This is a genomic window from Enterobacter vonholyi (assembly GCF_008364555.1).
Classification (GTDB): Bacteria; Pseudomonadota; Gammaproteobacteria; order Enterobacterales; family Enterobacteriaceae; genus Enterobacter; species Enterobacter vonholyi.
The window spans coordinates 1-23,608 of the sequence record NZ_VTUC01000016.1 but is presented as its reverse complement, the minus strand read 5'-3'; the positions used below and the strand labels follow the sequence as shown (position 1 = coordinate 23,608).

Genomic DNA, 23,608 nt, shown 5'->3' with positions numbered 1-23,608 from the left:
ACAAAAGATTTGTATGCTCAAGATAGATTGCATGTACAGCATAAGTGGTCAGTTTGGGGGGGCTTGACAGAAAGGGATTTGCGATTTAGCTTAATTATCAGCCAATTAATGGCAAAGGCGATCCCAGTCAAAGGAGCCGTATTTAAGAAGAGTCCGCTTAAGGATACTTAAGCAGGATTTTTTGCTGTTCTGCGTTCTGTATACCCGTTAACAAGACGATACCCCTATCACACTCTTAGTAAAATGGCGGCCATCAGTGACCAATCATTGCTTTTGTCTCAACACCACAATGTTAGGATCATTGGCGCAAATTTAAGTATTCCCCTCTTATCTAAGGTTTTATTATGTTTTACAGACATGGAGTCACAGTATGATGCAAAAACATTTTGACATTGTTCAGGCTATTATCGGTAACTGCTTTATGAACAATATGGCAAACAATAGATTTTTATACAGCAAGACGAATGGTAGCTCAACTACAAAATACCCATTAAACTGCATAGGTTTTTTCTCATGGAATAGCAGCTTGCAAAATAATTACACAAAATTTGTCCTATTTCCTATTTTCTTTGATTATCTGGATAGCTATGTTGATCTTCGTTTTGACTGTGTCAACGAAAGCTTCAACAAAAAAATCCTCATTCTCGAATCCAATATTGATAAAGATTCAATTGATGATTTGTTCCTTCATACGCTGTACAAAATGTGTTCTCAGATTAGAAATAAAATGCTTCACCATCGGCTCAACTATAACGGTGCCGAAGTGACAGCCAGCGAGACCACTGTCACCATTCCGCAGTTCAGAGTTATCAATGAACTGATTTACCAATATGTAAAATTCTCAAAGACCGGTAATTCACTCTTTGAAAAAAACGCTCTCTATTCCGGGTTAGTTGATATTCTTAAAAAAAATAACGATAGTGAACATGAGTTTGTTCAACGAGTAGAGTTGATGTCCGACTACTTGTTCATAACCCCCTATGAAGCTCGCGATTTGCACACTATCAACGCCCCCATGACTTCCACTGACCTCATTATCGATCGAGTCTCTTATCCTGCAAAATGTTTCTACGATGACAATGAAATATTTAAGGAAAAATATCCAGATCCTGAAGAAAAAATCATCATTGGAAATCGTTATTATTTTTTCCAAATGGAAGACAAATTATACTTAGTACCTTCGGAAGCGGTAAACCATCGCAAAAAGATCACTTTCGGTGAGATTGATGCCTGGGAGTTTCAAACACAGTAACCTTTCTACAGGTCCGATGCACGTGTGTATCGGGTACTTCAGCGTGAGCCAGTGCATCCGGGTTATGCTCGCAGGAAGAGATACAAAGAGTGCAGTCGGTGAAAATGTGGAAACAAAGCATCACCTATTACGATACATACACTGACTTTATGAGTAACATCAGGAAAATCAAACTTCATGTCCCTGAAAACTTCCAGCAGACCGATATAGCTGGGGTTGTTAGCGACCAAACCACCATCCGCAAAATAAGTGCGGAGATCTTCACAATAGGTTGGTGATTTGTTTTGATTTGGTGATTGATCTGATCGCACAATCCGGGCTGGGTTCCCTCAAAGTGATCTACTATTCCGCGCAGCTATTTAGTCGATGTTGAGCAGGTCATTAATATGCGGCGTTCATGGTCAGAGAAACCAACTCGATAGCCGACTGGCGAGAGGCCATTTTATGGTCTGTTGCACTTCAGCACTTGGTGGTCATTCTGGTGGTCTTGACAACAAGAGCTTTCAGGTTTAGCTTATTTATTAGCCAGCTACTGGCAAAGGCGATCCCAGTCAGAGGAGCCAAATTTAAAAAGCCTGCTTTTAAAGCAGGCTTTTTGCTTTGCGGATGAGGGAAAATGAACGCTCTGTTTGTCTACGGCACGCTGCGCCCGGGCCACTCTAATGCGCATATTCTTGAGAACATCGGCGGCGAATGGCTGGCCGGTTCCGTATCCGGCACGTTTTACGAACGCGGCTGGGGTGCTGCGGCGGACTTCCCGGGGATCGTGCTCCACCCCGATGGTCCCCGCGTCGAAGGCTATCTGTTTATCTCTGATAACCTTGCCGCACACTGGCAATTGCTGGATGAATTTGAAGACGGCTATGACCGGGTTGAGGTCGCAGTGACCACCTCTGAAGGCAAGCAGGTTCAGGCCTGGATTTATCAGCTGCAGCCGCGTTCTGAGTCATAAAAAAAAGGCTCTCTGTCACCAGAGAGCCTTTTTCACGATTCGCTGCGATTACTCGCTTTTTGCTTCGCCGTTTTTGATTTCGCCCATCACTTTCAGCTTCTTGGAGATGTCGCGACGCTCTTTGGACAGCTCTGCGTTTTTGATGATGTAGTCATCAACGCGGTCTTCATAGTCGCTCTTCATGCTGGCGATGATGCCCTGAATAGCTTCAACGCTCATGCCTGGCTTGATGTAGTCGCTCAGGTTGTCGAGCAGCAGAACACGTTTCTGGTTGTCACGGATCTTCTTCTCAACGTCCTGGATTTCACGCTGCAGTTTGTTTTTGCGGCGGAACAGGCGGACGAATTCCAGAACATCCTGGAACGAAGGCTTGGTAGTTTCCATTTTTACACCCCTGATAATGTGAGAGTCGGATTCGTTAAGGCAACCGTTGTAACAATAACCTTACTGACAGCGGCTGCGAATGACAATGAGTATATCGTTTAAAGCTATCATAACCCCAATTGCTGCTGAATCGAAGCAGCAGCCGTCACATACGCCTTTTATTTGCGCAGCGCCCGGCAAATAAGGTGCGATAACAGCTCAAGCTGCCGCGCCAGTTCCATGCTCAGCCAGACGTAGCCATGAATAGGCGTTTCCGCCACGTTATCGCTCTGGCGTTCATTGATTAACTGCTTCAGCTCCGCGACGATCTCATTCAGTCGCTCGCTGTTGGCCAGTATCGGCTGCGGGTTGCCTTCATAGAGCGCATGAGCGATGGTCAACAACGTTTGCTGCGTCATCTGCTGAGTCTCTTTGAGGGTCTGCGCATTAAGCATCAACAGATGGCTGGGACGCGAAGCCCAGTGGGCGTTGATTTGCAGTTCAAGCATGCAGACCAGGTTGCGGCTTACCGTCTGGATAGCTTCGAAAATCGATTTTTGAATGCGGGTTTCTTTGCTGGCGGGCGTGATCAGGCCGCGCATTTTAACCACGTCGTTAAGGATGGTTTGCAGGTGCTTTTCCAGCCGCGGGCGCTCGACCAGATTAGGGGAAAAACCGGCCTGATAAACGCGGTTAAAGGCGGTAACGTAGTTAGCCATCTGAATACGCCAGTGCAGAAAAGCCCGCTGCGGCCAGATACCGGTAAAAAGCATGGCCAGCAGCGACCCCAGGATGACATCCCCGCTTCGCCACAGCGCCGTGGTCATATCCCCGGCGGGCGCCCCGACAACCACCGCGAGAGTAATACCAATCAGCAGCGCCTGATAGGGCTTTTTGCCCAACGCCAGCCAGCCGCAGAGGAACATAGCGGCACCACACCATGCCAGCATCACCGGAAATGAGATGAGCTCCAGCTTCAGCGCAATAAGACCCAGGGCCGAGCCAAGAACAGTCCCGCCAATTCGTTCAAAGGCGCGCGGGACCACGTTCCCCCAAAACGAGATGGGCCCCATCACCACCACCAGCGTGATCAGCGGCCACGTCCCTTCCGGAACGTCCAGCAAACGGACCAGTACAAACGTCAATACGAAAGCCAGCGCGATGCGACACCCGTGCACAACGCGGTAATGTTTATACAACCGAATTTCAAAAGGAGTTAATGATTTGTCGGGACGCACACCCGCTCTCCAGCTACACGGCAAACCACAATTGTACTGTGTTTTCAGCCGGGCGGATCGATCCCGGCTGAAAAACCCTTCATTTAGCAGGCTTAAACCGTTTTATGCTCGACGGCGATATACATTTCGATATCCCAGTAGCCGTCCGCATTGCCGTCATTGAGATAGCGTTCGAAGCAGGGCTTAAGCGCCATCTGGTACTTATTGTCCTGCAGCAGGGAATTGAAGAACTGATACCAGGGCGTGGCGAAGTCGTAGTTTTCCACGCGAGCCGTCGCCACGGCATAGTCCCCGGCCGCGATTTCCGTCATCATGACGCCTTCGCTGTTTTCCGGAATAACGAAATCGTCCGGTACGGTAACGGCCGTATCACAGCGCAGTTTTTCTGCCGGGACTTCATCCGGGTTATCGTAATAGACCGCCACCCACTCCAGCGGCTCAATGTGACGCCCGTCAACCCACATGACCAGCTGTTCAAAGCCCTGCTTTACCGTGTGTTCCCACGGGCCGACCAAATGAAAACCGGCAATCTTACGTTTCTGTTGCTGCTTAATGCTGTAGTCCATGCTGCCTCCATTTATTACTGTATATTTATACACTATAAAACTGGATTATCATTATCAGCAAACGAGGAGTGTTTATTATGTGAGCAGACTCGCAACCCTGCCAGTCTGCTCAGCAGGACTTATAGCGTGTGATGCAGGTAATCGCTCAGTCGAGAGAACAGGCCGCCTTTATCAACGGCTTCCAGCGTTACCAGCGGCCAGTGGGCTACCACTTTGTCGCGGTCATAGAGCTGGATTTCTCCGACCCGCTGATGCGCGGCAATCGGCGCTTCCAGCTCTTTTTTATCCAGCACGTATTTGGCTTTGATGTTCGGTACTTCCGCTTTCGGCAAGGCCAGCCAGAAGTCCTGGTCGGTTCCCAGTTTCACCTGTTCCTTGTCGCCGTACCAGATGCGCTCCGTCCCCACTTTTTTTCCGCTATGCAGGATCTGCACCGTATCGAAATTCTGCTGTCCCCAGTGCAGCAGTTTTCGGGCCTGGTCCTCACGCCCTTTCGGGCTGTCCGCCCCCATCACCACCGCGATTAAACGGCGCTGGCCGTCTACGGCAGACGCAATCAGGTTAAAGCCAGCCCCCGAGGTATGCCCCGTTTTAAGGCCGTCCACGTTCATGGTTTTATCCCACAGCAGGCCGTTACGGTTTTGCTGGGTGATCCCGTTCCAGGTCAGGCTCTTTTCGCTGTACATATGGTAAAACTCAGGTTCGCCGTGGATGATGGCCCGGGAGAGTACGGCCAGGTCATAGGCGGAGCTGTGCTGGCCCGGCGCGTCCAGCCCGTGGACGGTTTCAAAATGCGTATCGCGCAGGTTCAGCTTCTGCACGTAGTCGTTCATCATTTTCACGAACTGCGGCTGCCCGCCCGCCACGTGATCGGCCAGCGCCACGCAGGCGTCGTTGCCGGAATCGACTATCAGGCCGCGGCTCAGATCGCGCACGGAGACGCGATCGCCCTCTTTCAGGAACATCAGCGACGAGCCGTCAAAAACCGGGTTTCCTTTTGCCCAGGCATCGCGCCCTACGGTGACAATATCGTCCGGCGTAATGCGGTGGCTATCAATGGCCCGATCCACCACATAGCCCGTCATCAGCTTGGTCAGGCTCGCCGGATTACGTTGTTGATGTTCGTTGCCCGCCGTTAAAATCTGACCAGTCGTGTAATCCATCAGCACCCAGGAGCCAGCCTGAATGGCCGGAGGCTGCGGCGAAAAATCCAGTGGTTCGGCCGCAAAAGCAGATGAGACACTCGAAGCGAGTAAAGAAACAGCAATAAACAGACGGCGTTTCAACGGTATATCCTCAGGTCAGTAAAAATCGATGACCTTTTTACGGGAGTTCTGATGTCGTTACCTGGCTTAATTGCAAAAAAATGTGACAGAACGCAGATTTTTCTCTGAAGCTGGCGCGCAAATTTGCCTCGCGGCGGTGCTTTTTATTCGGTCTGACCCGCGCGATCGTTTACCATAGTGACGTCATTTTTTAACAGGATGGTATTACTGGTGTCTGACTCTGCCGCTCGCCCGACTTTTTTGTTCCACGACTACGAAACCTTTGGCACTCACCCGGCGCTGGACCGACCGGCGCAGTTTGCCGCCATCCGTACCGACGACGAATTCAACATTATTGGCGAGCCCGAGGTCTTTTACTGCAAACCGGCTGATGACTACCTGCCGCAGCCCGGTGCGGTCATGGTTACCGGCATCACCCCGCAGGAAGCGCGGGAGAAAGGCGTTAACGAGGCAGAGTTCGCCCGACGCATTCACGATCTGTTTACCGTTCCCAATACCTGCGTGGTTGGTTACAACAACATCCGCTTCGATGACGAAGTGACGCGCAATATCTTCTATCGCAACTTCTACGATCCCTATGCCTGGAGCTGGCAGAACCGCAATTCCCGCTGGGATTTGCTCGACATCATGCGTGCCTGCTACGCCCTGCGTCCTGAAGGCATTAACTGGCCGGAAAATGAGGAAGGGCTGACCAGCTTCCGGCTGGAACACCTGACGCGCGCCAACGGTATCGAGCACAGCAACGCCCACGACGCGATGGCGGACGTCTATGCCACCATTGCCATGGCGAAGCTGGTGAAAAGCGCACAGCCCCGGTTGTTCGAGTATCTGCTGAGCCACCGCAGTAAACAGAAATTGATCACGCTGATTGATGTACCGCAGATGAAGCCGCTGGTGCATATTTCCGGCATGTTTGGCGCATGGCGCGGCAATACCAGCTGGGTTGCGCCGCTGGCGTGGCATCCGGACAACCGTAATGCGGTCATCATGGTGGACCTGGCGGGCGATATTTCACCCCTGCTGGAGCTCGACAGCGATACCCTGCGCGAACGTTTGTACACGCCAAAAAATGAACTCGGCGATCTGCCCGCGGTGCCGGTCAAACTGGTGCACATAAATAAATGTCCGGTACTCGCTCAGGCGAACACGCTGCGCCCGGAAGATGCAGACAGGCTGGGCATCAACCGTCAGCACTGCCTCGATAACCTGAAAGTGCTGCGCGAAAACCCGCAGGTGCGCGAGAAAGTGGTTGCTATCTTTGCCGAGGCGGAGCCATTCGTGCCGTCTGAAAACGTGGATGCCCAGCTCTATAACGGCTTCTTCAGCGATGCCGATCGCGCGGCCATGAATATCGTTCTGCAAACCGAGCCGCGTAACTTACCGGCGCTTGATATCACCTTCGCCGATAAGCGCATCGAAAAGCTGATGTTTAATTACCGCGCGCGTAACTACCCCGGCACGCTGGATGAAGCCGAGCAGGAACGCTGGCTGCAGCACCGTCGCAACGTATTTACGCCAGAGTATCTGCACAGCTACGCTCAGGAGCTGGAAATGCTTTATGGCCAGTATGAAGGGAATGCTGAGAAACAGGCACTGTTGAAATCCCTGTTCCAGTACGCGCAAGAGATAGTCTGAAAGTCAGAAATAAAAAAACCGAAGGCGATGGTCTCCGGTTTTTTTTTGCCCTGCGGCGCTGCGCTTACGCGGGCTTACGGGTTATGTAGGTCGGGTAAGGCGTAACCGCCACCCGACACAGTCTTACGCGACGTCTTCGTACTGCGGAACCGGGTTACGGAAGCTCTTCGTAACGCAGGCCAGGTAAATCAGGCCGATACCCGCCCAAATCAGGCCAAGCACCATCGAGCTCTCTTCCAGGTTAACCCACAGCGCGCCCACGGTCAGGGCACCGCACATCGGCAGGAACAGATACTGGAAGTGATCTTTCAGCGTTTTGTTACGCTTTTCACGGATCCAGAACTGAGAGATAACCGACAGGTTAACAAAGGTGAACGCCACCAGCGCACCAAAGTTAATCAGCGCCGTAGCCATCACCAGATCAAAGTTAATTGCCAGAAGCGCAATCGCACCGACCAGGATGATGTTCATCGCCGGGGTACGCCAGGTTGGATGCACGTAGCCGAAGAAGCTTTTCGGGAATACGCCATCGCGGCCCATTACGTACATCAGACGCGCAACGCCTGCATGCGCGGCCATACCGGACGCCAGTACGGTGATGGTGGAGAAGATCAGCGCACCAACCTGGAACGCTTTACCCGCCACATAGAGCATGATTTCTGGCTGAGACGCATCCGGATCCTTGAAGCGGGAGATATCCGGGAAGTACAGCTGCAGGAAATAGGTCGAGAAAATAAAGATCAGACCGCCAATCAGCGCCGTCAGGAAGATTGCGCGAGGGATCACGCGCTCTGCATCCTTCGTTTCCTCGGACAGGTTGCTGATGCCGTCAAAACCGGTAAAGGAGAAGCACAGAATGGTTGCCCCGGTAATCATCGGGATCACATGCGCATCACCAGACCAGAACGGTTTGCTGCTCGCCAGGGTGCCCGCGCCTTCGCCGTGGAACACGCCATAGATCACCATGCCAAGAATAACGGCAATCAGGACAACCTGAAGCACAACGATAACGGAGTTAAAGTTGGCAACAGACTTAATGCTACGCAGGTTGAAGGCCGTCATAAAGGCCACCAGCGCCACGACGAACATCCAGGATGGAATCGATGGCACCAGCGCTTCAAAATAGATTTTTGCCAGCAGAATGTTGATCATCGGCGCGAACAGATAGTCGAGCAGCGAAGACCAGCCCACCATAAAGCCAACCGTCGGGCTGATGGATTTCTGTGCATAGGTGTAGGCGGAACCGGCAGACGGATAGCGGCGAACCAGCTTACCGTAGCTCAGCGCGGTAAAGAGGATCGCAATCAGCGCGAAGCCGTAAGCCGTCGGCACATGACCGTCTGTGAGGCCTGATACGATACCGAATGTATCGAACAGCGTCATCGGTTGCATATAGGCCAGGCCCATCATAACAACCGGAATCAACGTAAGCGTTTTACGTAATTCCACGCGAGAGGTGTTTGGAGTTGCGTTATGCGACATAGTTATTCTCCTTTAAGGTGATAACCGCCACGTAAGCGAAAAATTGCCCCATTTGTTTCTTCCTCAGCGACAACAACTGTCGGATTTTAGTAAATATCTATCCGGTACGAAGCCCGGCCTCTTGGTTTTTAGTTTCGTTTCGTACATGCAAAAAAAAATAACCGACGCCTTTTATATCGTCGATTATTCATTTGGTTGCAGCGGCGGCATTTTGCCCCACATCGGATACAAAAGGCAATACTTTGCAACGCAGCGGGTAATTTTCTTTTTGCTAACTGGCTGATTTCTCGACGCTGCCCTGAGCATAAACAGCGGCGATAGCACTATTTGCTAAAATTTCGTCGCGCCACCAGGCACTTGCCAGCCCGGCGGTCTGTTCATTCCAGCCCACCCACACCGACTCATGGCTGTTTTGAGCAAGTACCTGTTTTTCAACAAGCGCACCGCTGTCAATAAACCGCTGCGCCAGATAGCGGGGCAAATAGCCGCAGCCCAGGCCGCTTATTTGCAGCTCCAGCTTGGTTTTAAAGTCGAAAACGGTGATGGCCTCCTGCTCATCAAGCAGCTGCGAGGAGGCCGAACATTCCGGACGAGAGCTGTCCCCAACCACGATGGCGCGGTAGCCTTTAATCATACGACGGTTAAGAGGCTCTGGTTCCTGAGCCAGGGGATGATGGGGCGCCACGGCAAATACCTGCTCCAGCACGCCGAGCCGGGCAAAACCAAAATCGCTCAGTTGGGGAGGCTCATGGAGTGCACCGACAAAAATATCCGCCCTGCCCTGGGTTAAAGCATCCCAGGAGCCACCCAGCACGCCATTTATAAAGATAAGACGGGTCACGCTGTGATGTTGATAAAAAGCTTCAATCAGCGGCGTCAGGAGAGAAAATGGAAAGGTATCATCCACGCCAATAACCAGCTCGTTTTCCCATCCCTGATGGAGCTTAACAGCCTGTTTTTCCAGCTCGCGAACGGTATGCAGAACTTCGCGGCCTTTTTCCAGCAGCATCTGTCCGGTTCGGGTAAAACGTGCGCGGTGCCCGGAGCGATCGAGGATCTGAATATTGAGATCGCTTTCCAGTTTTTGAACGGTATAGCTCAACGCAGATGGGGTTTTGTAGAGCTTTGCCGACGCAGCGGCAAAGCTCCCCTCTTTTTCCAGTGCATCCAGAATAATAAGAACATCCAGCAGCGGTTTCATGCTCGCCCCCTTCTGGTGTGCGATCGTCTCCGCTGCTGGTCTTATTCCATGGGCATCACCAGCGGATCGGGATACTGATACTCAAACCCCAGCTCATGACAAATGCGATTGCCATCAACAATTTTGCCTTTGCTGTCATCTTTTGCCTCACTAAAGACCGGCGGAGCCAGGCCAAGCTGACGTGCCATCAGCGGGTAAAAGGTGCTGCGCGCTGGATGAGACGGTGCACATATATTATAGATGTGTCCGCCTTTCGGAGCCTGTAAGAGTAACTCAATCGCGCCAATAACATCCTCAAGATGGACAAGATTCACGCCGTGCTGGCCGTCTGGCGCCGTCTTTCCGGCAAAAAAGCGTCCCGGATGGCGTCCAGGCCCCACCAATCCTGCCAGACGCACGATATCGACCTGCGTGCCGGGAAGATTATGCAACCAGTCTTCCAGCTCTTTCAGGACCTGACCGCTCGCCGTAACGGGACGGCGCTCGGAGCTCTCTTTTACCACACCTTCAGCATCGCCATAGACCGACGTCGAGCTGGTGAAAACAATGCGCGGTACGTGATGCGCCAGCGCGCTGTCGACAATCTCCTGCATCGCCTGCAGATAAAATGATTCGCCCGGGCCGCTGCGCCGCGCGGGTAGCGTAATGACCAGCGCATCCACGTTCATCAGCGTGTCCAGATCGTCCGCATCACACACCAGCTCCGGCTCCAGACGCAGTTCAACGCCATCAATACCGCACATGCGCGCCGCTTCGACCCCATCTCGGGTGGTCTTACTCCCGGTCACCTGCCAGCCTTTCGCGGCTAATGACATCGCCAGCGGCATTCCCAGCCATCCTAAACCGACAATCGCGACCTTTTTCATGCGAATTCTCCTGACTCTTACTCGTCTTTCATAAGGCTACGCCAGCCCGGCAGAACACACAATTCATAGCATCAATATGAAATGAATTAATGATCAAAAAAAGCCCTTGCAATATGTCGCACAACTGGTTTAGGTTAAAAGACATCAAATGAATAAGCATTCATCGAGAATTTATATGACACGCGTTCAATTTAAACACCACCATCATCACCATCATCCTGACTAGTCTTTCAGGCGATGTGTGCTGGAAGACGTTTGGATCTTCCAGTGGTGCATGAACGCATGAAAAAGCCCCCGGAAGATCTTCTTCCGGGGGCTTTTTTTTGGACCGAATTCAGACAGGTTAAAACAGGTTAACGAGGAATAAAGAATGTTAGATAACTCACGTTTACGCATAGCTATTCAAAAATCAGGCCGTTTGAGTGACGATTCACGCGAACTGCTGGCCCGCTGCGGGATTAAAATTAACCTGCACACCCAGCGCCTGATTGCTCTGGCTGAAAACATGCCCATCGACATTCTGCGCGTGCGTGATGACGATATTCCCGGCCTGGTCATGGATGGCGTCGTTGACCTCGGCATCATCGGGGAAAACGTGCTGGAAGAAGAGCTGCTGACCCGCCGCGCGCAGGGCGAAGATCCGCGTTACTTCACCCTGCGTCGTCTGGACTTCGGCGGCTGCCGCCTGTCGCTGGCAACGCCGGTTGATGAAGCCTGGGACGGCCCGGCCGCGCTGAACGGCAAACGTATTGCCACCTCCTACCCTCACCTGTTAAAGCGTTATCTGGATCAGAAAGGCGTGCAGTTTAAATCCTGCCTGCTGAACGGCTCCGTTGAAGTGGCGCCGCGTGCGGGCCTGGCGGACGCCATCTGTGACCTGGTCTCTACCGGCGCGACGCTGGAAGCGAACGGCCTGCGCGAAGTGGAAGTGATCTACCGCTCCAAAGCGTGCCTGATTCAGCGCGACGGCGAGATGGCGGATGCCAAGCAGCAGCTGATTGACAAACTGCTGACCCGCATTCAGGGCGTCATTCAGGCGCGTGAGTCCAAGTACATCATGATGCACGCCCCAACCGAGCGCCTGGATGAAGTGATTGCCCTGCTGCCGGGCGCCGAGCGCCCAACCATCCTGCCGCTGGCGGGCGATCAGCAGCGCGTGGCGATGCACATGGTGAGCAGCGAAACCCTGTTCTGGGAAACCATGGAAAAACTGAAGGCGCTGGGCGCAAGCTCCATCCTGGTGCTGCCAATTGAGAAGATGATGGAGTAATGGCCATGAGCTTTAACACAATCATCGACTGGAATACCTGTAGCGACGCACGGCAGCGCGAGCTGCTGATGCGCCCGGCGATTTCCGCCTCTGAAAGCATCTCGCGCACCGTGGCAGAGATCCTGGATAACGTCAAAGCCCGTGGCGATGACGCGCTGCGTGAATACAGCGCGAAGTTTGATAAGACGGAAGTCGGCGCATTACAGGTTACCGAGCAGGAAATCATTGATGCCAGCAATCGTCTGGGTGACGACATCAAGCAGGCAATGGCTGTTGCGGTGAAAAATATTGATACCTTCCACACCGCGCAGAAGCTGCAGACCGTAGATGTCGAAACCCTGCCCGGCGTGCGTTGCCAGCAGGTAACGCGCCCGGTTGCGTCCGTCGGCCTCTATATTCCCGGCGGCTCTGCGCCTCTTTTCTCCACCGTACTGATGCTGGCGACTCCCGCGCGGATTGCCGGGTGTCAGAAAGTGGTGCTGTGCTCGCCGCCACCGATTGCCGACGAGATCCTCTACGCGGCGAAGCTGTGCGGCGTGCAGGCGGTCTATAAAGTGGGTGGCGCGCAGGCGATTTCTGCCCTGGCGTTCGGCACGGAATCCATTCCGAAGGTCGACAAAATCTTTGGTCCGGGCAATGCGTATGTGACCGAAGCCAAGCGCCAGGTCAGCCAGCGTCTGGACGGTGCGGCCATCGATATGCCTGCCGGCCCGTCTGAGGTGCTGGTGATTGCCGACAGCGGCGCAACGCCGGATTTCGTGGCGTCCGACCTGCTTTCACAGGCGGAACACGGCCCGGACTCGCAGGTCATCCTGCTGACGCCGGACGCCAACATGGCAAAACGCGTGGGCGAAGCCGTTGAGCGTCAGCTTGCCGACCTGCCCCGCGCCGAAACGGCACGCCAGGCGTTAGCGGCCAGCCGCCTGATTGTGGCGCGCGATATGGAGCAGTGCATTGCCATTTCTAACCAGTACGGCCCGGAGCACCTGATTATTCAGACCCGCAACGCGCGCGATCTGGTCGACAGCATTACCAGCGCGGGCTCGGTGTTCCTCGGCGACTGGTCACCGGAGTCAGCGGGCGATTACGCCTCCGGCACCAACCACGTGCTGCCAACGTACGGCTACACCTCAACCTGTTCCAGCCTCGGCCTGGCGGATTTCCAGAAGCGCATGACCGTGCAGGAACTCTCCCGCGAAGGGTTTGCCTCACTGGCCTCGACCATTGAAACCCTGGCTGCCGCCGAGCGCCTGACCGCCCACAAAAATGCCGTTACGCTGCGCGTTGCAGCCCTGAAGGAGCAAGCATGAACATTGAAGAATTAGCCCGCGAAAATGTCCGTCGCCTGACGCCCTATCAGTCTGCGCGTCGTCTGGGCGGCAAAGGGGATGTCTGGCTGAATGCTAACGAATTCCCGACTGCGGTGCAGTTTGAGCTGTCGCAGCAAACGCTGAACCGCTATCCGGAGTGTCAGCCGAAAGCGGTTATCGAAAACTACGCGCAGTACGCGGGCGTGAAGCCAGAGCAGGTGCTGGTCAGCCGCGGCGCGGATGAGGGCATTGAACTGCTGATCCGCGCGTTCTGCGAGCCGGGCAAAGACGCCGTCATGTACTGCCAGCCGACCTACGGCATGTACAGCGTCAGCGCGGAAACCTTCGGCGTGGCGTGCCGCAACGTGCAGGCGCTGGAGAACTGGCAGCTGGATCTGCAGGGGATTGCCGACAATCTCGACGGCGTAAAAGTCGTGTTTGTCTGCAGCCCAAACAACCCGACCGGGCAGATTATTAACCCGCAGGATATCCGCACCCTGCTGGAGATGACGAACGGTAAAGCGCTGGTGGTGGCCGACGAAGCCTACATCGAGTTCTGCCCGCAGGCGACGCTGGCTGGCTGGCTGGAAGAGTATCCGCACCTGGTGGTGCTGCGTACGCTGTCAAAGGCTTTCGCCCTCGCGGGCCTGCGCTGCGGGTTTACGCTGGCGAATAAAGAGGTCATCGACCTGCTGCTGAAGGTGATCGCTCCGTACCCCCTCTCGACGCCGGTAGCCGATATTGCGGCACAGGCGCTGACGCCTCAGGGGATCAACGCGATGCGCGAGCGCGTGGCGCAAATCCTGGAGGAACGTCAGTATCTGGTGACTGCCCTGAAGGATATCCCGTGCGTGGAGCAGGTGTTCGACTCGGAAACCAACTACATCCTGGTACGCTTCACCGCATCGAGTGCCGTATTTAAATCTTTGTGGGATCAGGGCATTATCTTACGAGACCAGAATAAACAACCTTCCCTGAGCGGATGCCTGCGCATTACCGTCGGCACCCGCGCAGAGAGCCAGCGCGTAATTGACGCCCTGAAAGCGGAGAAAGTATGACCCAGAAGATCCTTTTTATCGATCGTGACGGCACCCTTATTTCGGAGCCACCAGCCGATTTTCAGGTCGATCGATTCGACAAGCTGGCCTTTGAACCGGACGTGATTCCGGTGCTGCTCAAGCTGCAAAAAGCCGGATACAGGCTGGTGATGATCACCAATCAGGATGGTCTGGGTACCGACAGCTTCCCGCAGGCAGACTTTGACGGCCCGCATAATTTAATGATGCAGGTGCTGACCTCTCAGGGCGTGGTATTTGATGAGGTGCTGATTTGCCCGCACATGCCGGCCGACGAGTGCGACTGCCGTAAGCCAAAGGTGAAGCTGGTAGAGCGCTACCTGGCTGAAGATGCGCTGGATAAAACCAACAGCTATGTTATCGGCGATCGCATAACCGATATTACGCTGGCGGAAAACATGGGCATCGCGGGACTGCGATACGACCGCAACAACCTGAACTGGACGATGATTGGCGAGCAGCTGACAAAACGCGACCGCTACTCGCACGTTGAACGTAACACCAAAGAGACGCAGATTGATGTGAAGGTCTGGCTGGACCGCGAAGGCGGCAGCAAGATCCATACTGGCGTAGGTTTCTTCGACCACATGCTCGACCAGATTGCCACCCACGGCGGTTTCCGCATGGAAATTACGGTAAAAGGCGATCTCTACATCGACGATCACCACACCGTGGAAGATACCGGCCTGGCGCTGGGTGAAGCACTGAAGCTTGCGCTCGGTGATAAACGCGGCATTAACCGTTTTGGCTTTGTCCTGCCGATGGACGAGTGTCTGGCGCGCTGCGCCATGGACATCTCCGGTCGCCCGCACCTGGAATATAAAGCAGACTTCAATTACCAGCGCGTGGGCGATCTGAGCACCGAAATGGTGGAGCACTTCTTCCGTTCATTGTCTTATACCATGGGCCTGACGCTGCACCTGAAGACCAAAGGTAAGAACGACCACCACCGCGTGGAGAGTCTCTTCAAAGCCTTTGGTCGTACCCTGCGCCAGGCAATTCGCGTGGAAGGTGACGCCCTGCCTTCATCGAAAGGAGTACTGTAATGAATGTGGTGATTCTGGATACCGGATGCGCCAACCTGAACTCCGTAAAATCGGCCATTGCGCGCCACGGCTACGAGCCGGTGGTGAGCCGTGACCCGGACGTGGTGCTGCGCGCCGACAAACTCTTTTTACCGGGCGTAGGTACCGCGCAGGCTGCAATGGATCAGATTCGCGAACGCGATCTGATCGATCTGATCAAGGCCTGTACCCAGCCGGTGCTGGGCATATGCCTGGGCATGCAGATCCTGGGCCGCCGCAGCGAAGAGAATAACGGCGTTGACCTGCTGGGCATTATTGACGAAGACGTGCCGAAAATGACTGACCACGGTCTGCCTCTGCCGCATATGGGCTGGAACCGCGTGTACGCCAAAGCGGGCGACAGGCTGTTTCGCGGCATCGAAGACGGCGCGTATTTTTACTTCGTGCACAGCTACGCCATGCCGGTGAACGTGAATACGATCGCCCAGTGCACTTACGGCGAGGCGTTTACGGCAGCCGTACAGAAAGACAATTTCTTCGGCGTGCAGTTTCACCCGGAGCGCTCTGGCGCCGCGGGCGCGCAGCTGCTGAAAAACTTCCTGGAGATGTGATGATTATTCCCGCGTTAGATTTAATTGACGGTACGGTTGTCCGTCTGCATCAGGGTGATTACGGGCAGCAGCGAGACTACGGAAACGATCCGCTGCCGCGTCTGCAGGATTATGCCGCCCAGGGTGCGCAGGTACTGCATCTTGTGGATTTGACGGGCGCGAAAGACCCGGCGAAACGCCAGATCCCGCTGCTTAAACAACTTGTTGCGGGTGTTGATGTGCCGGTACAGGTTGGCGGCGGTGTGCGTACGGAAGATGACGTCGCGGCGCTGCTGGACGCTGGCGTGGCCCGCGTGGTGGTAGGTTCGACCGCCGTGAAAGATCCTGAGACGGTGAAGGGCTGGTTCCGCCTCTTTGGCGCCGACGCCCTTGTACTGGCGCTGGACGTGCGTATTGACGAACAGGGCAACAAGCAGGTGGCCGTCAGCGGCTGGCAGGAAAACTCCGGCGTGACGCTGGAAGAGCTGGTTGATATCTATCTGCCCGTTGGCCTGAAGCACGTGTTATGCACTGACATCTCCCGCGACGGCACGCTGGCTGGCTCCAACGTCTCGCTTTATGAAGAGGTTTGTGCGCGTTATCCGCAGATAGCGTTCCAGTCTTCCGGCGGTATCGGTGATATAGACGACGTAGCCGCGCTGCGCGGTACCGGTGTGCAGGGTGTGATTGTGGGCCGGGCTCTGCTGGAAGGTAAATTTACTGTGACGGAGGCGATTCAATGCTGGCAAAACGGATAATCCCTTGCCTGGACGTACGTGACGGCCAGGTCGTGAAAGGCGTGCAGTTCCGCAACCACGAGATCATTGGCGACATCGTTCCGCTGGCAAAACGCTATGCTGATGAAGGCGCAGACGAGCTGGTGTTCTACGATATTACCGCGTCCAGCGATGGCCGCGTGGTCGACAAAAGCTGGGTGGAACGCGTGGCGGAAGTGATCGACATTCCGTTCTGCGTGGCGGGCGGAATTAAGTCCGCTGACGACGCCGCCAAAATTCTCTCGTTTGGCGCCGACAAGATTTCCATCAACTCCCCTGCCCTGGCCGACCCGGAGCTGATCACCCGCCTTGCCGATCGTTTTGGCGTGCAGTGTATTGTGGTTGGGATCGACACCTGGTATGACGCCGCAACGGGCAAGTATCACGTCAACCAGTACACGGGGGATGAAAGCCGCACGCGCGTGACGCAGTGGGAAACGCTCGACTGGGTGCAGGAAGTGCAAAAGCGTGGCGCTGGCGAGATTGTCCTCAACATGATGAATCAGGATGGCGTGCGTAACGGGTATGACCTCGAACAGCTGAAAAAAGTTCGTGAGGTCTGCCACGTTCCGCTGATTGCCTCCGGCGGCGCGGGCACCATGGAACATTTCCTGGAAGCCTTCCGCGATGCGAACGTGGACGGCGCGCTGGCCGCTTCCGTGTTCCACAAGCAGATTATTAATATTGGTGAGTTAAAAACGTACCTGGCCGACCAGGGCGTGGAGATCAGGGTATGTTAACAGAGCAACAACAGGCGCAGCTGGACTGGGAAAAAACGGACGGATTACTGCCGGTGGTTGTCCAGCATGCAGTCTCAGGCGAAGTGCTGATGCTGGGGTATATGAACCAGGACGCGCTGGCGAAAACGCTCGCCAGCGGCAAAGTGACCTTCTACTCCCGCACGAAACAGCGCCTGTGGACCAAAGGCGAGACCTCGGGTCATTTCCTGAATGCAGTGAGCATTACGCCAGACTGCGATAACGACACCCTGCTGGTGCTGGCAAACCCAATCGGCCCAACCTGCCATAAGGGCACAAGCAGCTGCTTCGGCGAGGCGAGCCACCAGTGGTTGTTCCTGTATCAACTGGAACAGCTGCTGGCAGAGCGTAAAACGGCTGACCCTGAAAGTTCGTATACCGCAAAGCTGTACGCCAGCGGAACCAAGCGTATTGCGCAGAAGGTAGGTGAAGAAGGCGTTGAAACCGCGCTGGCCGCGACGGTGCATGACCGCGAGGAGCTGACGAATGAAGCGTCGGACCTGATGTATCACCTGCTGGTGCTGCTGCAAGACCAGGAGCTGGATTTGACGGCGGTGATTGAAAATCTTCGCAAACGGCACAAATAAAAAAACCGGGGAATATCCCCGGTTTTTTTACCTGCAAATCAGGCTTTTGGTTTGTAGTTGCGCAATGCGTTGCGGCCAAGCACCACGCCAGAACCAATCATTGCGCCCAGCAGCACGGCCAGAATTAGAACTATCGCTTTTTTCGGGCTGTCACGACGTACAGGGAGTTCCGGCTTCATGACATAACGGTAAACGTGGATTGTGTCCGGGTTTACGTTCAGATTCTGGATGTCCAGCAGATTTCGTTTGGTCTGATAATAGGCTCTTGGGAAAACCAACGGGAGAGAAGCTTCGTTGTCAATCATTGATTTCAGCCCCTCACTTCCCAGCAGGAACATCGTTTCCTGAGTTACTTCCTGGGTTTGCTGAAGCTGAGGCGAGGTAATTTTCGCCGCTTCTGCGTTCTTCAACGCCTCAGCAATCTGTTTGATACGCAGATCCTTTTGCTCCTGAGCGACCTTCTCCTGGTTTTTCAGAGAATCGTTCAGGGTCCTGATCTGCTCTTTGATATTGTCCTTAAGGTCAAGAGCTAGCTCTTTTGCAGTCTGCTCATCGACTTGTTGGATGTACTGCGCCAGCTGCTTTTGCGCGGCTTCTGCCGATGAACTGGTATACGATACAATTAACGGGAATGGCTGATCTTTAACCTTGGGCTCAATTGTCAGTTTTTCAGGTACAGCCTGGTTTTCGAGCGCCTGCGACAACGCCGAGAATGATGAGCTAAAACGGCCGATAGCACGCGTTTGGTTGTCATTCATTGTAGGTGCGGCGGTACCATACAGGATATTCAACGCATTAGAATAGCTGGCAATCTGAGCTGCGTCAGGTTGTGCAATAATTGCGCTAGAGGTCCACTTTTCTTTTGCAACGGATAAATATCCAATTGCCAGGGCGATACAAACAACAACAAAGACTGCTATCACCCACTTCCCACGCCACAGCTGGAACACTAAATCAAATAAATCAATTTGCTCAGGATCATTGCTTCTGCTGACCTGGCTATTGTTGTTTTGCGTCATACAATCCCTAACTGATAAAAAAAGGGCAAACATAATTAAGTTTGTATAGTTTATCGATTACTGGCGATTTTTCTATAAGAATCCGATGAGTAATATCGGAAAGATGGGTTATGTAACTAACCCCCTTCGCGCTATCATAGACGCCATGTGATGCGTTACGGCATCTAAAGAATAGGGTTTATGAGGGAAGCTATGAAATTTTTGGTCACGGGTGCCGCAGGTTTTATCGGTGCGAATGTCAGTAAACGCCTCCTTGAGGCTGGTCATCAGGTTGTCGGTATCGATAACCTCAATGAATACTACGATGTCAACCTGAAGCTGGCACGCCTGGAACTGTTAAAATCTGAGTGTTTCAACTTTCACAAGCTGGAATTAGCCGACCGGGAAGGTATGGCCACGCTTTTCGCGGCTGAGAAGTTTGATCGTGTGATTCATCTTGCCGCGCAGGCGGGTGTGCGCTACTCCCTGGAAAACCCGCACGCGTATGCTGATGCCAACCTTATTGGGCATCTTAACGTGCTGGAAGGCTGCCGCCATAACAATGTTCAGCATCTTCTGTATGCCTCGTCGAGCTCCGTATACGGTCTCAACCGCAAGATGCCTTTCTCCACTGACGACTCCGTGGATCACCCGGTCTCGCTCTATGCCGCGACTAAAAAAGCCAACGAGTTGATGTCGCACACCTATTCGCATCTTTACAACTTGCCGACCACCGGGCTGCGCTTCTTTACCGTGTATGGTCCATGGGGCCGCCCGGATATGGCGCTATTTAAATTCACCAAAGCGATGATTGAAGGCAAAAGCATTGACGTTTACAACTATGGCAAGATGAAGCGCGACTTCACTTACATCGACGACATCGCCGAAGCCATTATTCGTCTGCAGGATGTCATTCCTCAGGCCGATGCAGACTGGACCGTTGAGACCGGTTCCCCGGCGACCAGCTCCGCGCCGTATCGCGTTTACAATATTGGTAACAGCTCGCCGGTCGAACTTATGGATTACATTACCGCGTTGGAAGAAGCACTGGGTACAAAAGCAGAGAAAAACATGCTGCCTCTCCAGCCAGGGGATGTTCTGGAGACCAGTGCCGATACCCAGGCTCTTTATGAGGTGATCGGATTTAAACCGCAAACCTCGGTTAAGGATGGAGTGAAAAACTTCGTTAACTGGTACCGCGAGTTTTACAAAGTCTGAAAATAAAAAACCCGGCTTATCCGCCGGGTTTTTTATGGAGCAAGAGAATTAGTCGCTACCGAAGAGATCTCGGGTATAGACTTTGTCCGCTACGTCAGCCAGTTCTTCAGCCATGCGGTTTGAAATGATGACATCGGCTTCTTTCTTGAATGCATCCAGGTCGCGGATCACTCGAGAATTGAAGAACTGATCGTCCGGCATGGCAGGCTCATAGATGATAACCTCAACCCCTTTGGCTTTAATGCGCTTCATGATCCCCTGAATAGAAGAAGCGCGGAAATTATCGGAACCGCTCTTCATGATCAGACGATATACGCCCACCACTTTGGGTTGACGCGCGAGGATGGAGTCGGAGATGAAATCTTTACGGGTACGGTTCGCATCAACAATCGCCGAAATGAGATTATTCGGCACCGCCTGATAGTTTGCCAGCAGTTGCTTCGTGTCTTTTGGCAGGCAATAGCCACCGTAGCCAAATGACGGGTTGTTATAGTGGTTGCCAATGCGTGGGTCGAGACATACCCCTTCAATAATCTGACGGGTATTCAGGCCAAGGCTCTCTGCGTAGCTGTCCAGTTCATTGAAATAAGCTACTCGCATTGCCAGATAGGTATTCGCGAAGAGCTTGATCGCCTCAGCTTCAGTGGAGTCGGTAAACAGCACCTGAATATCTTTCTTCAGCGCCCCTTCCTGTAGCAACGCAGCAAAACGTTCAGCGCGCTCAGAACGTTCGCCAATAACGATACGCGAAGGATGCAGGTTATCGTAAAGCGCTCTCCCCTCACGCAGGAATTCCGGCGAGAAGAAGATATTATCAATACCGAATTTTTCTTTAATGGATTTGGTAAAACCGACAGGGATGGTCGATTTAATCACCATCACCGCATCAGGGTTGATCGCGATAACGTCTTTGATTACCGCTTCTACCGTTGAGGTGTTGAAATAGTTGGTTTTAGGATCGTAGTCAGTAGGCGTCGCAATGATGACGTAATCCGCATCGCGGTATGCATCTTCTTTATCTGTCGTGGCGCGGAAATTCAGCGTTTTATGGCTAAGATAGTCCTGGATCTCTTTATCCACAATCGGCGATTTTTTCTGATTGAGCATATCCACTTTGGCCTGCACGATATCCAGCGCAACCACTTCATGATTCTGGGCAATCAGAATGCCGTTAGAAAGACCGACATACCCTGTTCCGGAGATTGTTATTTTCATTCGCTAATGACTTCTGTGAGTTAACTGTACTGATGGCCACCAGACCATCGCGATAAACATAACTGTTGGGCTTTGTACCTCCTGGCAAACTGAACTGTCAAGGCAAACCAGGAGTAATGGCTACGAGCGGGCCGAGATTCAGACTACTTCGAATAACGGGCGACATTTTTTGCATAAAAAAACCCGGAGACAGGCTCCGGGTTTTGATTACAGCGAGTAAGCTAACTTATTCCATCCATTCGGTATGGAACACGCCTTCTTTATCGGTGCGTTTGTAAGTATGCGCACCAAAGTAGTCACGCTGTGCCTGAATCAGGTTAGCTGGCAGAACAGCCGCACGGTAGCTGTCGTAGTAGGCGACTGCAGCAGAGAAGGTCGGAACCGGGATACCGTTCTGGACAGCGTAGGCAACCACATCACGCAGCGCCTGCTGATATTCGTCGGCAATTTTCTTGAAGTACGGTGCCAGCAGCAGGTTGGCGATACCGGCGTTTTCAGCATAGGCATCGGTGATTTTCTGCAGGAACTGCGCACGAATGATGCAGCCCGCGCGGAAGATCTTCGCGATCTCACCGTAATTCAGATCCCAGTTGTTCTCGTCTGATGCCGCACGCAGCTGAGAGAAGCCCTGCGCGTAAGAGACGATTTTACCCAGGTACAGTGCACGACGCACTTTTTCAACGAATTCGGCTTTATCACCCGCTGGTTTAGCCTGAGGGCCAGACAGCACTTTAGATGCCGCAACGCGCTGCTCTTTCAGGGAAGAGATGTAACGCGCGAAGACGGATTCGGTGATAAGTGACAGCGGTTCGCCCAGATCCAGAGAGCTCTGGCTGGTCCATTTACCGGTGCCTTTGTTCGCTGCTTCGTCCAGAATCACATCAACCAGGTATTTACCTTCTTCATCTTTTTTCGTGAAGATATCTTTGGTGATGTCGATCAGGTAGCTGTTCAGTTCGCCTTTGTTCCACTCGGTAAAGGTTTCAGCCAGCTCTTCGTTAGAAAGGTTAAGACCGCCTTTCAGCAGGGAATAAGCTTCAGCAATCAGCTGCATGTCGCCGTATTCGATGCCGTTATGCACCATTTTTACATAGTGACCGGCACCGTCAGGACCGATATAAGTCACACACGGCTCGCCATCTTCTGCAACAGCAGCGATTTTAGTCAGAATAGGCGCAACAAGTTCGTATGCTTCTTTCTGGCCGCCAGGCATGATGGATGGGCCTTTCAGAGCGCCCTCTTCACCACCGGAAACACCGGTACCGATGAAGTTAAAGCCTTCAGCAGAAAGTTCACGATTACGACGAATGGTGTCCTGGAAGAAGGTATTACCGCCATCAATGATGATGTCACCTTTTTCGAGGTAAGGCTTCAGGGAGTCGATAGCTGCATCGGTACCTGCGCCAGCTTTCACCATTAACAGGATACGACGAGGCGTTTCCAGAGACTCAACGAACTCTTTCACCGTATAGAAAGGAACCAGTTTCTTGCCAGGGTTCTCGGCAATGACTTCTTCGGTCTTATCACGGGAGCGGTTGAAAACGGAGACGGTATAACCACGGCTTTCGATGTTCAGCGCCAGGTTGCGCCCCATCACTGCCATACCGACAACGCCGATCTGTTGCTTGGACATTACATACTCCTGTCAGGTGTGGTCACCACGGCTTATGCGCGGCTTGAAATGTGGTTGAGATGTTAACTCAGTATTAGGTGACATGAATAGCTTTTGCTGATCTATGTCACACTGATTGCACAATCCAGGTACAGTCAAGCCGCCAGATATACGCTGGCGGCAGCCCCTCACTTCCGGAGCAAAGCCAGAATTTCTTGCGTCTTCTCTTCCATCAGCGCCGTGTCAGCACGGGATTCCACGTTCAGGCGCACCACCGGCTCGGTATTGGACGAGCGCAGGTTAAAGCGCCACTGCGGGAACGCCATGCTGAT

General features: G+C 53.3%; 24 protein-coding genes, 2 pseudogenes and 1 other annotated feature. Of the genes and pseudogenes, 13 read left to right on the top strand and 13 right to left on the bottom strand.

What is annotated here, in order from left to right; all coding sequences use genetic code 11:
* Window positions 1-370: 370 nt before the first annotated feature.
* Window positions 371-1,252 (top strand): hypothetical protein, encoded by an 882-nt coding sequence (locus F0319_RS17910; protein WP_085802821.1) that lies wholly within the window; start codon window positions 371-373, stop codon window positions 1,250-1,252.
* A 158-nt stretch (window positions 1,253-1,410) separates the two neighbouring features.
* Here the strand turns inward: F0319_RS17910 and F0319_RS17905 are convergent.
* A pseudogene (locus tag F0319_RS17905) lies at window positions 1,411-1,530 on the bottom strand (CBASS cGAMP-activated phospholipase); the annotation flags it as partial.
* A 338-nt stretch (window positions 1,531-1,868) separates the two neighbouring features.
* Here F0319_RS17905 and F0319_RS17895 point away from each other — a divergent pair.
* Entirely contained in the window at window positions 1,869-2,204 is a 336-nt protein-coding gene (locus tag F0319_RS17895) for a gamma-glutamylcyclotransferase family protein (protein WP_111966146.1), read from the top strand.
* Window positions 2,205-2,252: 48 nt separating this feature from the next.
* Here F0319_RS17895 and F0319_RS17890 read toward each other — a convergent pair whose 3' ends face one another.
* The 4 genes from F0319_RS17890 to dacD form a co-directional block, all read right to left on the bottom strand.
* Entirely contained in the window at window positions 2,253-2,588 is a 336-nt protein-coding gene (locus tag F0319_RS17890; protein WP_008499467.1) for a DUF496 family protein, read from the bottom strand.
* Between the two features lie 158 nt (window positions 2,589-2,746).
* Window positions 2,747-3,805 (bottom strand): FUSC family protein, encoded by a 1,059-nt coding sequence (locus F0319_RS17885; RefSeq protein ID WP_133294755.1) that lies wholly within the window; start codon window positions 3,803-3,805, stop codon window positions 2,747-2,749.
* Window positions 3,806-3,897: 92 nt separating this feature from the next.
* Window positions 3,898-4,371 (bottom strand): DNA gyrase inhibitor SbmC, encoded by a 474-nt coding sequence (sbmC, locus tag F0319_RS17880; RefSeq protein ID WP_149367481.1) that lies wholly within the window; start codon window positions 4,369-4,371, stop codon window positions 3,898-3,900.
* 119 nt (window positions 4,372-4,490) lie between these two features.
* The gene (gene dacD / locus F0319_RS17875; protein WP_032646438.1) at window positions 4,491-5,657 is read right to left on the bottom strand and encodes a serine-type D-Ala-D-Ala carboxypeptidase DacD; all 1,167 of its coding nucleotides are present in this window, start codon (window positions 5,655-5,657) and stop codon (window positions 4,491-4,493) included.
* A 198-nt stretch (window positions 5,658-5,855) separates the two neighbouring features.
* Here dacD and sbcB point away from each other — a divergent pair, with 198 nt between their 5' ends.
* On the top strand, window positions 5,856-7,292 hold the full coding sequence (gene sbcB / locus F0319_RS17870; protein ID WP_420889908.1) for an exodeoxyribonuclease I: 1,437 nt from the start codon (window positions 5,856-5,858) through the stop codon (window positions 7,290-7,292).
* 123 nt (window positions 7,293-7,415) lie between these two features.
* Here sbcB and plaP read toward each other — a convergent pair whose 3' ends face one another.
* The 4 genes from plaP to F0319_RS17850 all read right to left on the bottom strand — a co-directional run bounded on the left by plaP (window position 7,416) and on the right by F0319_RS17850 (window position 10,841).
* The gene (gene plaP, locus F0319_RS17865) at window positions 7,416-8,774 is read right to left on the bottom strand and encodes a putrescine/proton symporter PlaP (RefSeq protein ID WP_023312362.1); all 1,359 of its coding nucleotides are present in this window, start codon (window positions 8,772-8,774) and stop codon (window positions 7,416-7,418) included.
* On the bottom strand, window positions 8,764-8,826 hold the full coding sequence (gene yoeI, locus F0319_RS22565) for a membrane protein YoeI (RefSeq protein WP_111966150.1): 63 nt from the start codon (window positions 8,824-8,826) through the stop codon (window positions 8,764-8,766). The genes plaP and yoeI overlap by 11 nt, the downstream gene beginning before the upstream one ends.
* A gap of 219 nt (window positions 8,827-9,045) precedes the next feature.
* Window positions 9,046-9,975, bottom strand: coding sequence for a LysR substrate-binding domain-containing protein (locus F0319_RS17855; RefSeq protein ID WP_111966142.1), 930 nt, complete (start codon window positions 9,973-9,975; stop codon window positions 9,046-9,048).
* A 41-nt stretch (window positions 9,976-10,016) separates the two neighbouring features.
* A complete protein-coding gene (locus tag F0319_RS17850) occupies window positions 10,017-10,841 on the bottom strand; it encodes an SDR family oxidoreductase (RefSeq protein ID WP_111966141.1) in 825 nt (274 codons plus the stop codon).
* Between the two features lie 175 nt (window positions 10,842-11,016).
* On the opposite strand from F0319_RS17850, the gene hisL reads away from it, so the two are divergent.
* The 9 genes from hisL (at window position 11,017) to hisIE (ending at window position 18,233) form a co-directional block, all read left to right on the top strand.
* The gene (hisL, locus tag F0319_RS17845) at window positions 11,017-11,067 is read left to right on the top strand and encodes a his operon leader peptide (protein WP_001364200.1); all 51 of its coding nucleotides are present in this window, start codon (window positions 11,017-11,019) and stop codon (window positions 11,065-11,067) included.
* Window positions 11,043-11,166: a sequence feature (His leader region), on the top strand. (Overlaps the previous gene by 25 nt.)
* 45 nt (window positions 11,167-11,211) lie before the next feature.
* Window positions 11,212-12,111 (top strand): ATP phosphoribosyltransferase, encoded by a 900-nt coding sequence (gene hisG, locus F0319_RS17840; RefSeq protein WP_000886595.1) that lies wholly within the window; start codon window positions 11,212-11,214, stop codon window positions 12,109-12,111.
* Window positions 12,112-12,116: 5 nt separating this feature from the next.
* A complete protein-coding gene (hisD, locus tag F0319_RS17835; RefSeq protein ID WP_149367480.1) occupies window positions 12,117-13,421 on the top strand; it encodes a histidinol dehydrogenase in 1,305 nt (434 codons plus the stop codon).
* On the top strand, window positions 13,418-14,479 hold the full coding sequence (gene hisC / locus F0319_RS17830) for a histidinol-phosphate transaminase (protein ID WP_149367479.1): 1,062 nt from the start codon (window positions 13,418-13,420) through the stop codon (window positions 14,477-14,479). The genes hisD and hisC overlap by 4 nt, the downstream gene beginning before the upstream one ends.
* Window positions 14,476-15,543: a bifunctional histidinol-phosphatase/imidazoleglycerol-phosphate dehydratase HisB gene (gene hisB, locus F0319_RS17825; RefSeq protein ID WP_127731588.1), complete on the top strand. Its 1,068-nt coding sequence runs from the start codon at window positions 14,476-14,478 to the stop codon at window positions 15,541-15,543. The genes hisC and hisB overlap by 4 nt, the downstream gene beginning before the upstream one ends.
* Window positions 15,543-16,133 carry an imidazole glycerol phosphate synthase subunit HisH gene (gene hisH, locus F0319_RS17820; RefSeq protein ID WP_127731590.1) on the top strand — a complete coding sequence of 197 codons (591 nt, stop codon included), beginning with the start codon at window positions 15,543-15,545 and terminating at the stop codon, window positions 16,131-16,133. The genes hisB and hisH overlap by 1 nt, the downstream gene beginning before the upstream one ends.
* Window positions 16,133-16,870, top strand: coding sequence for a 1-(5-phosphoribosyl)-5-[(5-phosphoribosylamino)methylideneamino]imidazole-4-carboxamide isomerase (gene hisA, locus F0319_RS17815; RefSeq protein WP_149367478.1), 738 nt, complete (start codon window positions 16,133-16,135; stop codon window positions 16,868-16,870). The genes hisH and hisA overlap by 1 nt, the downstream gene beginning before the upstream one ends.
* Window positions 16,852-17,628 carry an imidazole glycerol phosphate synthase subunit HisF gene (gene hisF / locus F0319_RS17810; RefSeq protein WP_111966136.1) on the top strand — a complete coding sequence of 259 codons (777 nt, stop codon included), beginning with the start codon at window positions 16,852-16,854 and terminating at the stop codon, window positions 17,626-17,628. Before hisA ends, hisF begins: the two co-directional genes overlap by 19 nt.
* Window positions 17,622-18,233 (top strand): bifunctional phosphoribosyl-AMP cyclohydrolase/phosphoribosyl-ATP diphosphatase HisIE, encoded by a 612-nt coding sequence (hisIE, locus tag F0319_RS17805; protein WP_111966135.1) that lies wholly within the window; start codon window positions 17,622-17,624, stop codon window positions 18,231-18,233. Before hisF ends, hisIE begins: the two co-directional genes overlap by 7 nt.
* A gap of 38 nt (window positions 18,234-18,271) precedes the next feature.
* Here the strand turns inward: hisIE and wzzB are convergent, their stop codons facing one another.
* A complete protein-coding gene (gene wzzB / locus F0319_RS17800; protein ID WP_149367477.1) occupies window positions 18,272-19,252 on the bottom strand; it encodes an LPS O-antigen chain length determinant protein WzzB in 981 nt (326 codons plus the stop codon).
* 192 nt (window positions 19,253-19,444) lie between these two features.
* On the opposite strand from wzzB, the gene F0319_RS17795 reads away from it, so the two are divergent.
* Window positions 19,445-20,449 carry an NAD-dependent epimerase gene (locus F0319_RS17795; RefSeq protein ID WP_149367476.1) on the top strand — a complete coding sequence of 335 codons (1,005 nt, stop codon included), beginning with the start codon at window positions 19,445-19,447 and terminating at the stop codon, window positions 20,447-20,449.
* Between the two features lie 48 nt (window positions 20,450-20,497).
* Here F0319_RS17795 and ugd read toward each other — a convergent pair whose 3' ends face one another.
* From ugd to F0319_RS17780, 3 genes and pseudogenes are all read right to left on the bottom strand, one after another.
* Window positions 20,498-21,664 carry a UDP-glucose 6-dehydrogenase gene (gene ugd / locus F0319_RS17790; protein WP_111966133.1) on the bottom strand — a complete coding sequence of 389 codons (1,167 nt, stop codon included), beginning with the start codon at window positions 21,662-21,664 and terminating at the stop codon, window positions 20,498-20,500.
* A 226-nt stretch (window positions 21,665-21,890) separates the two neighbouring features.
* Entirely contained in the window at window positions 21,891-23,297 is a 1,407-nt protein-coding gene (gene gndA, locus F0319_RS17785) for an NADP-dependent phosphogluconate dehydrogenase (RefSeq protein WP_028013772.1), read from the bottom strand.
* Between the two features lie 167 nt (window positions 23,298-23,464).
* Window positions 23,465-23,608, bottom strand: a pseudogene (locus tag F0319_RS17780) (phosphomannomutase CpsG); the annotation flags it as partial.